The following is a 16,753-nucleotide window of genomic DNA, read 5'->3' as shown; positions in this document are numbered from 1 at the left end:
AAATAAAACATCCGTGTTGCCGGGCATCGTCGGTATCATGAAAAAGTTACTGATACCCATTAAGAAGAGGCAACAAATGTAATTTCTGACGATTGAATAAAATGTGATCGCAAATGGCTGAAAAATAGCAGGATCTCACTCAATTCTTTCAGAAAGTCACAGTGCTATTATTTTTTTTAAATAGCATGTAAACGCAATAATAAAATTTATAACTGTGCTTCTAATAATAAAAATTGTAATAATAATTAAATAAAATAGTGAGCATATGTGTTTAATCGGTGGTTCTTAGAAAAAGTAACAATATTGGAAGTTATGTCGTAAGTAGCGGGAAAATTTGAAAAAGGTACTACCCGCTCGCATAAAAATGCTTAAACGAGCGGTATTTCCTCCTTTGGCGAGGTTTTTTTATTTTAGATCAAATCATATTTTTTGTTTTTCACCCATCATACGGTTCAGCCACGGCACGGTAACCGCCATGATGATAGCGACGATAAAAGTAGCAATCCCAATTTTGCCGAATACGCTGGTATAGATTGGCAATGTTTGCAATGGGTCCGTAATACCTTTTGGTGCGGCCGTAAGGGCTGCGACATAGCCGCCGAGTAAAGAGGAAGTTGCCTGCGTTAAATACCACATACCGAGAATAAAACCCATCAGGTACTGAGGAACGAAAGCCGCAATCATTGCCAGGCCCAACGCACTGATCATCAATTCACCGACGCCTTGGAAGAGATAAACCAGAACGATAAACCAAGGGGAGGTCAAACCTTGTTCATCTGCAAACCACAAACCGGCAGCGGCGGCGGTCAGGAAACCTAAAGAGCACAAGAACATACCCACCGTAAACTTAGCTGGCATTGTGAGGTCTTTACCTTTAGCACCCAAGTGAGTGTATAAGGCGGCGAGTATCGGGCTGGCAACAACGATCCAGAACGGGTTAAGCGCCTGGAAACTGACCGGGTTAATGTCAAAACCAAGCAACTGATGGTGAACGTTATGGATGGCGAAGAAGTTTAGAGAAGTTGGCATCTGAGCATACAGGATGAAGAATACAATCGCTTGCAGCATCAAAATGAAAGCAACAAACATTTTGTTGCGGCCAGCTTTATCCTGTTTTAATGCTTCACGGAAGAAGATAAACACCACGATAACAGATAGGGTAATCAGCACAATATTCGCTATTTTCACGTTGTGCATCAGCCATGCACAGACGTAAACCATTGCGACACTGCCTGCTAATACCAAGAATAGGTTTTTATAGTTGATTCGTTGATGGTCGGGTTCAGAACCAATATTACGTACCGTATTGCGACAAAAAATATAGACCAACAACGCGATAATCAGACCAATACCACAAATATTGTAAGTAACGGCATAACTAAATTTTTCCGCAACAACGGGAGCGAGAGCGAGTGAGAACAGCGAGCCGAGGTTGATTGACATATAAAATAGTGTAAAAGCCCCATCCAGACGAGGATCTTTGGGTGGATAGCATTTAGACAGTAGGCTGGCTGGATTGGCTTTGAACAGGCCGTTACCAACGGCGATGGTTCCCAAGGCGTAGAAAATTAAATCAGGGTGTAGGATAGAAAGGCCAGTCATAAAATAGCCAATTGCCAGGACAATGGCACCCAACACAATGGTTCGTTTAGTTCCCAGTAAGTGGTCACCTATATAGCCGCCAATCGAGATCAAACCAAAAACCAAAGCAGCAAATGCACCGAAGGTAATAAACGCTTGTTCCTGGGAAAATCCCAATTTTTGTACAAAATAGACAGCAAGAACGCCTTGTAAGCCGTAGTAGCCGAATCGTTCCCAAAGCTCGACGAAGAAAATCATAAAGAACGGCTTGGGTTGTTGTAATAAACCGATGGATGCGGGTTTATTCATAGTTGATTGCCTCTGATTGGTCATTATTGATTGAAATACACTCGGGAATGTACAGGGACGTTCAGTGACATGAACTGTCGCTAAAGTGGTTTTTTTATGTACTTTATCCAAGTGATCGGAGGACGGTAGATTATTATATGGTTAAAATATGTTCCTAGTTGGCGATCACACTAACATAAAGATATTAGTATTGAATTTAATAGCATATTCATCAGATGAATATCAAAAATAATCAGAAGCTTAATGGAAGTGTTGATAAAAAACGCTATTCAGGCCGTTTAAGGCCTGAATAGTGGATGAACAATCACTGCCTGATGGAAAAGTAGTTAAACTGTGGCGGCTTCAATTTCCAACATAACTGGACGGAAATTACGCTTGAAATAGATGAGACCGTGGCCTTGTTCACTTGCCGTGATATGTTTAATGTGAACCAGATACACGTTATGTGTTCCCACTTCTTGAACCTGTTCAATTTCACCTTCAAGGCTGGCGAGGGTGCCGGTTAACACCGGTTGACCTAATATTCCTTTCTGCCAGATATTCCAGCGAAAGCGCTCTTCCATGCTGACTCCAGTCATACCGGCAAAGTGGCGTGCCATCAATTCTTGTTCGTGGTTTAAAATATTTACACACAGGCGGCCATTTTCCTGAAAAACGGTATTCATAGCACTGCTGCGGTTAATGCATACCATCAGCGTGGGTGGCGTATCGGTGATTGAGCATACCGCTGTGGCAGTGATGCCACAACATCCGGCATGGCCATCAGTGGTAACGATATTCACCGCTGCTGACAGACTCGCCATCGCATCTCTGAAACGCAGGCGATGTTCATTTTCTAAGGACATGTTGGCCTCCTGCTACCGATTATTTCAGCAGCTTATCTAACTGGTTAATATCGCTATTGTTGTATAAATGTGGCCTACGCCAGCCATGCTGATCATAATCAGCAAGGCAGCGATCAACCATATCCATCATTTTTTTCATATTGCCAGAGCCATGAGCATGGCGCAGACATTGCATACGAATTTCATCCTGACTTCCGGCATAGTTGATTTCGTACAACTCATGACGGCCACCAAATTCACTACCAATGGCATCCCACATCAGTTTTAAAATCTTAATGCGCTCAACGTGATCGATACCATTGGAACCCCGAACATACCGGGCCAGATATTTATCAATTTCTGGGTTATTCATATCACGTACACTGGATGGTAGATAAATTAGGCCGCTGGTGACGTTACTTTCAATAATATTCTTAATTTTCGTGTAGGCCGTTGGTGCCATAACGCGATAAGTTTGTATTGCCTGAGTATCTGGCAGATAAGCGCCACCTTTCCACGGTTTGGCTTCTGCCCACATTGCATCACTCAGTGACCAAAACAGGTTACGCCAGGCAACCACTTCACCCAAGTTAGCCTGGACACCACGGAATTCTATCACGCCGGTACATTCCAAACTCTTTTGTAGCAGGGCAGTGATGAAATCCAGCTTCACCGCCAGTCGTACACAAGCCTGTAATGGGAACAGACTGGTGAAACCCGCTTGAATTGCCCAGTTACGTGCACGGTCAAAATCACGGTAAATCAGGACATTTTCCCAAGGGATAAGTACCTTATCCATCACCAGAATCGCGTCGTTTTCATCGAAACGGCTGGATAAGGGATAATCGAATGGGGAACCTGTTGCGCCTGCTACCAATTCATAGGAGCCGCGGGAGATCAATTTCACGCCTTCCGCATCCATTGGCGCGACAAACATCAGGGCGAAATCAGGGTTATCCCCCATTACTTGTGCGGAGCCAAAACCGATAAAGTTATAGTGAGTCAGGGCTGAGTTAGTTGCTACTACTTTTGCGCCGCTGACGATGATACCGGCATCAGTTTCTTTTTCTAGCTTAATATAGACATCACGTGTCTGATCAGCAGGTTTATGGCGATCGATGGGTGGATTGACAATGGCGTGGTTAAAGTAAACACCTGTTTCCTGAATACGTTTGTACCAGGTACGGGCGTTATCAGCGAACTGACCATAATATTCAGGAAATGCGCCGAGTACATTGCCGAAGGCCGCTTTATAGTCAGGTGAACGGCCCATCCAGCCATAAGTTTGACGTGACCATTCAGCGATAGCATCACGTTGTTGGCGCAGATCATCCACACTGGTAGCAAAGCGGAAGAATTTGTGAGTGTACCCGCCATTGCCGGTATCGGTATTCCAGCACAGGGTATCATGGGTTTCCGGGGCATGCAGGGCATCGTACAACTGACCGATTGAAGCAGCAGAATTGCGGAATGCGGGATGTGTAGTGACATCTTTTACGCGTTCGCCATAAATATAAATTTCGCGGCCATCCTGAAGGCTTTTTAGGTACTCTTCACCGGTGAAAGGACGTTTTTTGTCGGCGCGAAAATTTTCTGGTTTCATGTCTACCTCACAGTCGTCATAAAAAGCGCCTGTCTTGATATAATATAATCAATATTGGCACGGAAATGTTAATTTAATGTTTGTTTTGTGTTTCTTAATTGAAGCTTTAGAACGGCTTTTCTTGAAGAGATTTTCGGAAGGTTCGCGGGTACTTTTCGTTGAAAAGGATGCTTTGTTATTTAAAGTGTGATCCAGGCGATATTTTTGTAGCGATTATTTAATCTGTTTTTCGCCGGTTGAGTAGATAAGATTTCTTACGGGATTGACTACTGCACGGTGGACAGCGAATTCGGGATTACTACCGAATACGTATGTCGCTCCAGGCAATATTCGTGATACTCAATTTTGTATTGAACGACTTGGTCGCCAGATGGTTTGCTTCACGTTTTCAATGGTCACGGTAGGTCTGGATGCCAGCTATTTTACGGTTACTTCCTGTCATCTCGTTGAAACTCGCCATATCATATCGGTTCTGGGGGGGAGCGCCGCCCAAATAAAAGGAATAGGATTAACTAAGCAACCTCAATACCGCATTATATATTTCCAACTATCGCACCTCGTATCATTTTATGTAAAGATTTTTTGATGAATTTTTTATTAAAATCCAATCTACCTCACGTAATTGTTGCGACTTTATTATCTATTTTGTTGTGTTTTTTAAATTTTAATTTAATTTGATATAAAATTTTATTTTTTGTTTTTTTTATGGTTTTTATGGTCTTATCTTCCATTTTTTTACCATTGTTAATACATATAATGATTTGTTAATGTTTTATTTTTTTTGTATTTGATTGATTTAAAAGGACTATGTTGTCTTTTTCTTTTAATATAAGCCAATTTTTACTGAGGTTTGAAAGTTAAGCTAAACCGATGTATACCAGTTATCTATAAAGATTAAAATCAGTTTTATTGCCTTGAAAAATACGAGATAGACCAATATAACTTACACACGCCATTACGAATGGTGGGGTATATCTATTCGTAAGTTAAGAGAATGTCATGATCGTGATTTTTAGGGGATCTGGATTGGTTTTCTTTAATATTGTGATTCGTAGCGTTATTGACACTGTACCTATTGGTGGTGTTTTTTTCTCAGCACATGGCAGGAGGACCACTATTCTATTTACTGGTGGTGATTGTTTCTGTTTCAGCAGAAGTTATTTTTGACGGTGTGTTGCAGATTGTCAGAAAATATGAATGCGAGGATAAGAATAATCTCAGTAATAATATCCTTATAAAAAAATCAAGGTTATCAGGCATGGGGGAAATTCAACTGTTATTGCAGAAAATATAACAATATTGCAGTAAATAATTTTTAATGAGTCATTAAACGATCATGGAAAGATCATTTTGGTGTAACCAACAGCGGTGAATTCACTATGCATAGCACAATTTATTGGTGTGTGTTGCGTATGGGATTATTTCACCTAAAGCGTGAGGAGTATATGTCTGAGACATATTTAGTGCACGATAAAAAAGGCCAGGGCGATATTGCTATTATCGGCATGGCCAGCCATTTCCCTGATGCCTCAAATCTGCATGAGTTCTGGGAAAACATAATGGCTAAAAGAGATTCTTTGACTGATATTACCACCGTGTCAGAGATAGAATATTGGAGCAAAGAGGATTTTTATGATCCAGATGCGTCGGCTGTGGATAAAACGTATGGTCATAAAGCCGGTTTTGTTCCCGCTATTGATTTTGATCCGGTGGAATTTAAAATTCCACCGGCCATTGTTGATTCAATTAGTACCGTACAATTATTTTCATTGTATGTGGCCAAACAGGCAATGCAGGATGCGGGATTAATTGGTCAAGAGAACAAGCGAGTGAACCGCGATCGCATCGGCGTTATTCTGGGCGGCGGCGGTAACGGCAATACCTTATTCTCGCTGGCAGGCCGTCAGCAAACCCCGTACCTGCGTAAAATCATGATCAAGTCCGGTTTGCCGGAGGCGGTTGTGGACGAAGTGATCGACCGGGTGCATGATTCATGCCTTGAATGGAATGAGGACTGTTTACCCGGTTTCCTCGGTAATGTGGCTTGTGGTCGCATCGCCAGCTATTTTGACCTTGGTGGGACGTCCTACATGGTGGATGCCGCCTGTGCGAGCAGCCTGGCGGCGATCAAAGCTGCTATCGGTGAGCTCAATTCAGGCAGCTGTGATGCTGTACTGACGGGAGGCGTTAACCTGGAGAATTCAGCGTTCTCTTTCGTATGTTTCAGCAAAACCCCGGCACTGTCGAAAAGCAACTTGTCGCGCCCTTTCGATCGTGACTCCGATGGCATCATGCTCGGTGATGGTGTTGGCATGCTGGTGCTGAAACGTCTGGAAGACGCCGAGTTGGATGGTGATAATATCTATGCGGTGATCAAATCGCTCGAGGCATCCAGTGATGGTAAAGCGAAAAGCATTTTTGCCCCCCGTTATGAAGGCCAGGTAAAAGCACTCAAGCGTGCTTATGCCCGTGCCGGCATCACTCCAGCGGACATTCAACTGGTCGAGGCGCATGGCACCGGGACGGCCACCGGTGACAATACAGAGCTGAAAAGTCTGCGCATGGTTTTCGATGAGCACAAGGTGGCGGCGAAATCGGTGGCCATAGGCAGCATTAAGTCACAGATTGGTCATACCCGCAGTGCGGCGGGGGCAGCATCAATGATCAAAGCGACGCTTGCCCTGCATCACAAAGTGTTACCTCCCACGATCAATGTCACTCAGCCTGGCGAAATGCTGTCCGGGGATAACGGTCCATTCTATGTCAACAATGAGCCTCGTCCCTGGTTACGATCTCTTAACGGCGCGCCACGCCGCGCTGCCCTCAGTGCTTTTGGTTTTGGGGGAACAAATTTCCATGCGATCTTGGAAGAGTATGAGCGAGAGCCGCGTGGCGCCTATCGTCTGAATGGACAGGTAGTCACGTTGCTGTTCAGCGGCGAGAACCCTGAACAACTGCTAACTAAGTGTGAGGGGGCGCTGGCGCATTTTGGCCGCGCGTCGTCTGCCGGGCAGGCGTTACGCGAGCATCTTGCACATCAGGATCTTAACGGGTTGCAACCTCATCAAGCACGTCTGCTGTTTGTTGCCACATCTGGCGCACAGGCGGCGGAGATAATGGTGGAGGCAGTAAAACAGTTGAAGCAAAGGCGTGAAAGTGGCTGGGAGCACCCTCTGGGAATTTACTACCAGCCCTCGGCCAAAGACTTGGATGGAAAAGTGGTGGCGCTGTTTCCTGGACAGGGATCGCAGTATGTCAATATGGGCCGTGACATTGCCAATGACTACCCTGAGATGCGCCAGGCGCTGGAGGCTTTGGATGTGCTGGCGGCCAACGAGCGTGGTCAGGGGCTGTCCCATGTGATTTATCCCACTCCGGTATTTTCCGATGCTGAACGGCAGCAACAAAACGAGCTCCTGACTGATACGGCCAATGCCCAACCGGCATTAGGGGCTATCAGCGCCGGCTATTTTGCGATTTTGAAAGAGAATGGTTTTAACCCAGATTTTGTTGCTGGTCACAGTTATGGTGAAGTTACCGCTTTATGGGCGGCTGGCGTGCTGTCTGATGCTGATTTTTACCGTGTGTCACTGGCGCGGGGAACGGCTGCGGCGTTTGCTGCCGCTGACCAGGGAGCAGACTCGGATACCGGGGCAATGTTGGCGGTGTCTCTAACACCAGAGCAACGTGAAGATGTGCTCAAACTCTATCCGGGGATTACCGTCGCTAACGATAACTCTGCCTTGCAGGTGGTGCTGGCCGGTGCCACAATATTGATCCGTCAGTTGCATGATGAACTGAAGGCCAGCCAGATTCATTGCCGCATTTTACCCGTGTCGGCCGCGTTCCATACCGAATTTATCCAGTCAGCTTATGCACCATTTCGCGAACATTTGGCGCAAATCAACTTCCAGCCACCTCAGTGCTCACTGTTCTCAAGCGCGACGGCGGTGCCTTACGGCGAGTCGCCGGCAGACATTGCCAGCCTGCTGGCGGAACAGTTGGTCATGCCAGTGCGTTTCCGTGAAACGATCGAAACCATCTATCAGCATGGTGGCCGCCTGTTTGTCGAAATTGGGCCAAAAGGGGTGTTGAGTAAGCTGGTCGCGGACATCCTCAATGGCAGAGAGCACAGCATCATCTCGGTCAGTACCAGTAATAAAGGCGAGGAGAGGTTACAACTGGCGAGAGCTCAGGCTAGGTTACTGGCAGAGGGAGTCAGGTTAAATACCCTGGACCGGCATGCCCGTGTACAACCGCCATCGGAGGAAAAAAACAATCATCTGACTTTCAAGCTCAGTGGCGGTTTTTTCATGTCAGATAAGAATCAGGAACGGCGTGAACGTGCGATGCGTGACGGCGACACCGCTGTGGTGGAACGGTTCATCACCAACCGTGCACCTGAGGCAGCATCAGTGATCTCCAGGCCGGCTCCGGCGTCGGTGGTCAAGACGGGAGCGCTAAAGGGTCCTGCTCCATTTATTCAACAAAGCACGACGGTTGCAATTCAGAAGCGAGGCAACGCTATGGGACAGAATAATCAATTGAATGAGAACATGGGTAAGAGCAATTTGGATGAGCTGTTGCAGGCGCAACGGGTCATGAGCCAGCTGCATGAACAGTTCCAAACCAATCAGAAAGAGTATATCCAACTGCTGGGGCTGTTGTTGAACAAGCAATACACCCTGTTGGAGAAGTTCCAGGATCACCAGAACCTGCCGGCCATGTTGTCTAGCCTGGGGCAAAGTGTGCAGTTGTTGGATAAAAACCTGGAGCTGTATCACGCCAACCATGAGCGATATTTTGCCACCCAGCAGAGCTTATTCCAGCCGGGGCAGGCTATGCAGCCGGCAGTTGCCGTCGTAGCGCCTAAGGCTGCTCCTGTCACCGCGCAGGTCCCAACTATGGGAGAAATTGCCGCGCCGCGCCTGACCATGCCAGCCACCACTTCTGAGCCGATAGTGAGTCAGCCGGTTGCGCCGACTAAATCCAGCGTGAGCGACCCGGAACTGGAAAAACAAATCAAACATTTTGAGCAAATTACCGAGGCGAAAATCATTGGCAAATTGGTTGCCATCGTCAGCGACAGAACCGGTTACCCGCAGGATATGATTGATGCGGAAATGGATCTTGAGGCCGATCTCGGCATTGATTCTATCAAACGTCTGGAAATTTTCGGCGTGATGTTTGATGCCTTTTCCGCAGACACCGGCATTTATCACGATGCGTTGAAGAACAAGTATCTGGAAACTTTCGATATCGAAGTACTGAGCAATATCAGTAAGATCTCCGTGTTTTTTAAACAAATGAACGATGAGATTATCGCCGATATCCGTCGTAAAAATTCGGGCTATGCGCCAAAGGATTCCTTTATTGAAGACAATCCCAGTGAACAGGATAGCGGCCAAGTTCTGCACAACCTAAGAGCGTCAGAAGATGTGAGGGCAGAAACACCGCAGCGTACGCTGGGCTTTGTTACCTCAACCGCCTCTGTGTCAAAGGCCGCCAGCGCAAAAAAGTCTTTGGCTGAATCGCAACTGAGTGTTACACCTGCGGTTCAGCCTATTCCTGCCGAAGAGGTTGTGCCAGTTGAACCTCGGGTTGCTCGTTATACGGTAATGTTACGATCGTTACCGACTCCAGACTGTTACCCGCTGACGTTTGCGTTGTCGCGCCTTTGGTTGGTGGTGGATGAGGGTAAAACAGTCGTCGATGAGGTGGTTAAACAGCTGAAACAGCGGGGCCAGCGGGTGGCGGTACTGACTCTGAATGCGGGAATGGCAAAAAATGAAAAGTATGTCAAAACCGCCGGTCACTACGTACTGAACTGCACTGATGAAGCCACATTGGATGCGGCAATCAGTGAAATTGAACAGGAGCAGGGGCCGATCGATGGTGTGATCTACCTTCAGACGCCACGGCAGAGTGTGAAAACGCTGGCTAAGGTGTTCAGCGCGCAGGGTTATCTCTCGGTTGAAACTACATTCCTGCTGGCCAAGCGTTTGCAGGGCAGTCTGAACCGAGATGAAAACCTTGCGGGCTACTTCTTTATCGTAGGCCGTGGGGACGGCGCGCTGTCCACATCGAACGACAACGGGCTGGCTGAAGTCGTCGCAAGTGGGGTCAGCGGGTTGACCAAATCATTGAATATTGAGTGGAAAAACGTATTCTGCCGTACTCTTGACATCAACGCACAAGTGAAACCGTGTGATGTTGCCCTGATCCTGATCGAAGAGTTGCAGGATAGCTGTACCGATCTGACCGAAGTTGGCCGTGGTGTGAATGGCGAGCGCATGACGCTGGCGCTTGCAGCGAAGGAACCTGTTGATACACCGCTCCAGGTCAGCCGTGAGGACGTTTTTGTGGTGACCGGCGGGGGACGTGGCATCACGGCCCAATGTATCATCGAGATGGCGAAACTCAGCCAGGCATGCTTTGTCCTGCTGGGAAGAACCGATTTGGACGCGCCTTTGCCGACATGGGCACAGGGTGCCACCACGCTCAATGAGCGCAAGGCTGCGGCGATCGCCTATCTGCAATCCCAACAGGTCCAGCCAACGCCGGTGAAAATTGATGCCATGTTGAGAGGGATGTTATATGCCGATGAGATTAACCAAACCTTGCAAGAGATCAGGCAGGCTGGGGGAGATGCCTGTTACCTGCACTGCGATATTACCGATGTACAGCAGGTTGCGGCGGCGGTTGCCGCAGCTCAGCAGGCATTTGGACCAGTGACGGGTATCATTCACGGTGCTGGCAACCTGGCGGACAAGCGTATTGAGAAGAAAATGCTGGATGATTTACGCTCAGTGTTTGACGTTAAGGTCAAAGGGTTGGAAAACCTGTGCCAGGTCGTGGATATTGCTAGTTTGCGCCATGTAATGCTGTTCTCATCCATTGTCGGTTATTTCGGCAATGCCGGGCAAGCCGATTATGCGATGGCTAATGAAACCCTGAGTAAATTTGCTTACCTACCACTGAAAGGTGACAGTCGTCTGGTCGTCCGTGCCATCAACTGGGGGCCGTGGGACGGAGGCATGGTCAACGACACATTAAAACGTACCTATAGTGCCCGCAACATGGTGATCATTCCTGGTAATGTGGGAACACGCTATTTCGTACAGGAATTTACTGATACTGAATCTAAGCAGGTAATTGTTGGTGGTGAAAACTACAAGGCCACGCGTCAGGTGAAATCGCTGCCGGATGAGGAGCAAGTTAAGCGTTTGTTGACGCTGGAAGCCAATCCGTTCCTGCACCACTATGTCATCTGCGACAACCCGGTATTGCCGGCCACTGCCGCTATTGGCTGGATGACGCGCATTTGTGAAGAGCGTTTTCCGGGCTACCAGCTTCAGGACGTGGTGGATTTCAGCGTATTGCAGGGGATTGTGTTTGATGGTACCCAGCCTAGCGACTACACTGCGGTGTTGACGCCCAACTGCGGCTATGTGCGAGGGGATGAGCGGCTGGCGGTAGATATTTCTATCACCAGTCAGCAGGGAAAAAGCACGGTTGAACACTATCAGTCCACGCTATTCCTCACCACTCAACGCCGGTCAGCGGCCTGCGAAGAACTGCATACCGATTTGCACACTCAGATTGCCTTAGCTCATCCTTTGTATGGCGATATGCGTCAGGGCAGAATGTTGTTCCACGGCAACATATTTCAGGGAATACGCAAGGTTATCCATATTGATGATCAATACCTGATATTGAAATGCCGACTGGATGACGTAGCGCCTGAATTACAGGGACAGTTCCCGGTCAATTCTTTCAACCTGTTTATCTATGATGTCGCTTTGCAACTGCCCTTATTCTGGCTGATGCAGCGCTTGGATAAAGCAGGTCTGCCATGCGCAATTGGGAAAATTGAACAATATGCTACCTTGGCATTTGGTGAAGAATTCTATGCTGCTATGCGAATTAATACCAAAACCGCCTTGGCGCTGGTTGTTGATATTACCTTGCATGACTTAATGGGGAATATTTACGGTCGTTTGCATAATGTCAAATTTACCGTTTCGGCTGCGTTGAGGGAATTATTCACCCAAACCGACTCGAAACAGGTGGAAAAAAACACAAGGTAATCTTTCCGGATAAAACAAAATCAGTTTGATATGTACCTGGGGGCAGTCGTAGCGCTCAGGAGAATCTTGTCATGCTTAGGAGTTACTCTGTCATGGAAAATATTGCGATTGTGGGGCTGGGCTGTCTGTTTCCTGAGGCAGATACCATTGAAAAGTACTGGGCAAACCTTTGCCTGAAAAATGATAGTACAACCCCGTTATCTGCTAAGGAAGTCGGTGTTGATCCTGCATTTTATTATCATCCGGTTTCAGGCACAGTTGATAAAATAAGCTATAACCGAAATGGACACGTTCGCGATTTTCACTTTGACGCGAAAGGTTATGCACTGCCTGAGAATGAAATACTGACTTTGGATAATTTGTTTAAATGGACGATTTATACGGCGGCAGAGGCGCTGAATGATAGTGGATACCGTGATAAACAGGCCGTGTTAAAAAAGACGGGGTTGTTAATTGGTAATATAGGTATGCCGACGCATAGTGGCAAGCGTTTGATGAGCCCGTTTTACCATCGTTTATTAACGCCATATATCCAGCAATTAATTGGACGACCAGATTTCAGCTTCGATCAATTCTGGCCGGAAGAGGTGCATTCAGATCTTAACCTGATAACGGGTGGGCATAATGCCACCATCGCCGCCCAGGCATTGGGTTTGCAGGGGCCGAGTTATGCCCTGGATGCCGCTTGTTCATCGGCACTTTACGCAATAAAAATGGCCGCAGATTACCTTGCTTGCGGCAAGGCAGAGATGATGCTGGTCGGCGCTGTTTGCCATGCCGATCATATCTACGTTAACCAAGGGTTTAATATCCTGCGGGCCTTCCCGGATGGTGGTGCCTCGGTGCCCTTTGAACGCACCTCCGAAGGGTTGAAAGCGGGTGAGGGAGTTGGCATTGTGGCGATCAAACGTTATGCCGATGCCATTCGTGATAATGACAAAATTTATGGCGTAATTGAATCGATCGGTTTATCCAACGACGCTGGGGTTAAGCACATTCTGGTGCCAGACGTCAACGGACAGCGCTTGGCGCTGGAGCGCGCCTACCGCAACAGCAGCCCCGAGATAGACTATCTCGAATGCCATGCCACCGGTACCCCGGTGGGTGATCAAATCGAATTGGCGACGGTTGAAGCTTTCTTTGATTATGCGAAAAAGAGGCCACTACTGGGGGCTAACAAGGCCAACAATGGTCACATGCTGACGGCGTCTGGTATGGGCAGCTTGTTGAAGGTGATCCTGTCCATGCAGCACGATCTGATTCCTGCGACCCTTGGTGTGCAGCAACTGGTGGCCACGCCGGCGGGTCAGCTTGGTCTGGAACACGTGGTTCGTAGTACCCAGCCGTGGCCTGCCAATGGCCGGCCAAAGCGTGCCGGAATTAATGCGTTCGGTTTCGGTGGTGTCAATGCCCATATGGTAATCAGTGAGGATCATCCACGGTTGCGTGCCACGCAAAGCGAATCCTGGAGCCCACTGGTGATCGCGCCTCTGGCGCTGGTGGGTATTGGCGTACACTTGGCGCAGACGGAGGATACTGATACCTTGGACCAGGCGGTGCAACAAGGGATACAGCATTTATATACGCTGCCGCCAACGCGCTGGATGGGCATTGAACAACGTGCTGATGTGTTGGCGATGCGTGGGGTAGAGCAACCGCCGCTAGGTTCCTACATTGAGAAATTTGAGTTCGACTGCAAACGTTTCAAACTGCCACCGAACGTAGTCGGCCCGTATCTGCTTTCCCATCTATTTTTATTGCCGGTGGCCGAGCGTGCCTTCATCGACGCGGGTTATGCGTTGGACGGCAGTAAACGCAACATTGCCGTGATTGTAGCCGGAGGGGTGGACTATGGCTGCTTACGTAACCAGGCACGCAATGAAATCAGCTGGCAATTGGCGCAGAGTCTGTGCAGTCACGGCATCGAACTGCCTGACACTGATGTGCAGGCGTTACAAACCATCCTGAAGGATAGCTTGTGCCCGACCCCGTACCCGGAGGGCATTACCGGTGGGATTGGTAACGTGGTGGCGAGTCGGCTTGCCGCTCACTTGCACCTGAATGGCCCGGTATTCTCGTTGTACAGTGAAGAGAGTGCACCGTTCAAAGCCTTTGAACTGGCACAGTTTATGCTCGCCCGCCAACAGGTTGATGCCGTGATTGTTGCCAGTTGTAGTTTTGCCGGCGGGGTAGAAAACGTCTTGTGGGACCATCAGTCGTGTCAGGCGAATCAGGCGGTGGGTGATGGTGGTGGTGTCGTGGTGCTGCGGCGCGAACAGGATGCTCTGCGCGAGACCATTCCCATTTATGCGGTGGTTGAAGGCTTGGCGATCGGTCATGCGGCGGATCACCAACTGGCGTTCAGCGCCGATGAAGAGGAGATGGTTACGGCGATGACGCAGGGGCTGGCGGCAGCGGGTTGCACCGAGGAACAGATAGATTACCTTGAGATTTACGCTGGTGGGCGGCCTGATGAGATTGCCACCGAGCTGGCCGCATTGGGCCGGGTGTATGCTTCGCCACAGCGCCAGGCACCGCTGACCCTCGGTACATTGAAGGCGCATTATGGTCATCTGTCGGCAGCCAATGGCTTGCTGGGAATTATCAAAGCGGCGTTGCAACTTACCCAGCGCTATCTGCCGGCGTTGCCCGATTATGCACAATCAACTCAGTTGACCTACAGCGCCGGAGATAATTTTTCCCTGCCGAGACAAACGCAGTTCTGGCCGCAACCGGCACAGGGGCTGCGGCGTGCGGCAATCAACCATGTCGGTATCGACCGCGCCTACAGTCATATGATCCTGCGCGAATCGCAGGATGGGCCGCGTGCCCGGCCTGCAAAAGCTACGGTACCGGCTGCGGGGGAGTTTAAGGTCACGGTCTATACCGCCAGGGAGAAAATGCTGGCCGATTTCATCATCAACGAGGCCAATCTGGCATATTTCTCGGGGGCGGTGAACGTCGCGACGAACCTTGATACCCAGGTGACTCCTGCGGCTACCACGCTCAAGTACTTGGTGCGCAATGCACAAACCCAACTACAGTATCTGCGCCTTGAGCAGTCCTATTATCAGTTGCTCAATCACATCCTCAGTGAGCATTCCTCAGCAGCTGCTAGTGCGCCGCTGTTCGATGAGAGCCAGATTATTGAGCTGACTGACGGTTTGGTCGCGAATGTGCTAGGGGCAGAGTATGCCAAGGTGGACTGTTATCCGGTACGCACTCGCATGCCGTCCCCGCCGTACCTGTTTGTCTCGCGTATTACCGCGCTGTCAGCGGTTAAGGATCGGCTTGAGCCTTGCTACATTGAGTGGGAGTACGACATTCCTGTTGATGCCTGGTATGTGGTAGACGGCAAGGCTCCGGCTTTTATCGTCGTGGAATCCTCCCACGCGCTGATAGTGGCTTTCACTGTCATCGGCTGCGACCACCTGTTCAAAGGACTATTGGGCTACCGCGCGGTAGACAGTCAGACCACGGTGTACAGCGAGATGCCAAAGGCGGGTGAGGTGCTGCGTGGTCGGGTCGATATCAACTCCTGCGTGCGCGCTGGAGGGATGGTCTTGATTGCCTATGAATACCACTGCTACGTCGGTGAGCGGCTGGTGTTAAAACAGGTAGGTAACTCCGGCTTCTTCACCATGCGTGAGATCGCCAAAGTCAGGCAGATAGATACCGCGCCGTATTTTGCCGCCGCAAAACTGGCCCAACCCTTCACGCCGCCGTTGCGCTGCTTGCGTCAACGCTTTGACGAACAGCATATCAGTGCCCTGATGCAAGGAGACATCGCCGCCTGTTTTGGTCCGCAGTATGCCCATGAAGGTGCCGTCAAATTTTCTGCTCCACATTCACGCATGCTTAGTCGGGTGCTGAATGTTGATTTGTCCGGCGGTGCTTTTGGCTTGGGGGAGGTGATCGGTGAGGTGGATATTGATCCTGGACACTGGGTATTCAAAGTGCATTTCAAAAACGATCCGGTCATGCCGGGAACGTTATTGGTTGAAGGCTGCGAACAGTTGGTAAAGTTCTACCTGTATTATCTTGGGCTGAACTCGCAAAGCGATTTGGTCTCCCACACGCTGTACAACCTTCAGTGCAGCGCCAAATTCCGTAGTGAAGTGAAGTGCGAACGTGACGTGTTGCGTTATCGCCTGACCTGTAAATCGATCGATGCTCAGTACCAGGGTGATAGCACTACTTTGACGGCTATCTCGCTGATCTTCATCGCTGAAATCATCTATCGCGGCAACGTCATTGGTCTGTGTGATAACCTGGGTACAGGCTTTACCCGGCGCCTGCCTCTGCCTTCCACTGCCTCTGCGGCGCTGTTGACACAGGGAGCATGA

At 48.9% G+C, this 16,753-nt stretch carries 6 protein-coding genes; 3 read left to right on the top strand and 3 right to left on the bottom strand.

The window, feature by feature from the left end; genetic code table 11:
- Positions 1-420: 420 nt before the first annotated feature.
- From dtpB to hpaB, 3 genes are all read right to left on the bottom strand, one after another.
- Positions 421-1,890: a dipeptide/tripeptide permease DtpB gene (dtpB, locus tag KZ793_RS14175; RefSeq protein ID WP_225815927.1), complete on the bottom strand. Its 1,470-nt coding sequence runs from the start codon at positions 1,888-1,890 to the stop codon at positions 421-423.
- 326 nt (positions 1,891-2,216) lie between these two features.
- Entirely contained in the window at positions 2,217-2,735 is a 519-nt protein-coding gene (gene hpaC, locus KZ793_RS14170) for a 4-hydroxyphenylacetate 3-monooxygenase, reductase component (RefSeq protein ID WP_225815926.1), read from the bottom strand.
- 19 nt (positions 2,736-2,754) lie between these two features.
- Positions 2,755-4,317, bottom strand: coding sequence for a 4-hydroxyphenylacetate 3-monooxygenase, oxygenase component (hpaB, locus tag KZ793_RS14165; protein ID WP_225815925.1), 1,563 nt, complete (start codon positions 4,315-4,317; stop codon positions 2,755-2,757).
- A 1,099-nt stretch (positions 4,318-5,416) separates the two neighbouring features.
- Between hpaB and KZ793_RS14160 the strand changes: the two genes are divergently transcribed.
- The 3 genes from KZ793_RS14160 (at position 5,417) to KZ793_RS14150 (ending at position 16,753) form a co-directional block, all read left to right on the top strand.
- A complete protein-coding gene (locus tag KZ793_RS14160) occupies positions 5,417-5,611 on the top strand; it encodes a hypothetical protein (protein WP_225815924.1) in 195 nt (64 codons plus the stop codon).
- 151 nt (positions 5,612-5,762) lie between these two features.
- Complete coding sequence (locus tag KZ793_RS14155; protein ID WP_225815923.1) at positions 5,763-12,407, top strand: type I polyketide synthase; 6,645 nt, start codon at positions 5,763-5,765, stop codon at positions 12,405-12,407.
- A 92-nt stretch (positions 12,408-12,499) separates the two neighbouring features.
- Entirely contained in the window at positions 12,500-16,753 is a 4,254-nt protein-coding gene (locus tag KZ793_RS14150; protein WP_225815922.1) for a hotdog fold thioesterase, read from the top strand.

The sequence above is a fragment of the Photorhabdus antumapuensis genome, assembly GCF_020387775.1.
Classification (GTDB): domain Bacteria; phylum Pseudomonadota; class Gammaproteobacteria; order Enterobacterales; family Enterobacteriaceae; genus Photorhabdus; species Photorhabdus antumapuensis.
The sequence above is the reverse complement of the archived record's forward strand: the minus strand, read 5'-3'. Positions and strand labels throughout refer to the sequence as shown.